Origin of the sequence: Aneurinibacillus aneurinilyticus ATCC 12856 (assembly GCF_000466385.1) — a bacterium.
Lineage (GTDB): Bacteria > Bacillota > Bacilli > Aneurinibacillales > Aneurinibacillaceae > Aneurinibacillus > Aneurinibacillus aneurinilyticus.
In genome coordinates this window covers 1-533 of sequence record NZ_KE952718.1, presented here as the reverse complement: position 1 = coordinate 533, position 533 = coordinate 1, and the positions used below count along the sequence as shown (strand labels likewise).

Sequence of the window (533 nt, the reverse complement as noted above, 5' to 3'; positions counted from 1 at the left end):
TGTGATCTTCTTTCATGCGCATAAACGTGGCATCCGGATCGGTCTTGGAGTAGTTGTTGCGATTGCCCAAGCAGGCTTTCTGCTGCTCATACTGGGCTAAGCGGGGCAGAAAGTCCTCCCGAATCTGTTTAAGTGGCTGCTTCAGAGCACTGCGCTCTTTGCGTAAAGCTTTCCTCGCTTCACTGTCGTTTACTTGAGCCATTTGTTCGGTGAGATCTTCCACCTTTTCTTCCAGTATGGCGGCTGTTTCTTCAAGCCTTGCAGGAAGTTCATCCGGGGCTTCTGCCGTGTATTCGCCAGCTTCTTGCTGCGTGAGCATATGAATATGCGCAAGGGTCGCCTGCACCTTTTCCTTGAGCTTCTTTTCAAAGTGAAGGGTAGATTTTTTCCACACAAAAGAATACTTATTAGCATCAGCTTCGATCTTCGTGCCGTCCAAAAAGTAGTTCTCCATCGTGATGTAATGGTCTGCGATCAGCTTTCGGATCATCGTTTCAAACAGCTCGTCCATGAGCGCTCTCATACGTACACCG

1 pseudogene is annotated in these 533 nt (G+C 48.8%); it reads right to left on the bottom strand.

Features of this window, described 5'->3' with window-relative positions:
- Positions 1–511: pseudogene (locus HMPREF0083_RS05330) on the bottom strand (IS5/IS1182 family transposase); the annotation flags it as partial.
- Positions 512–533 lie beyond the last annotated feature (22 nt).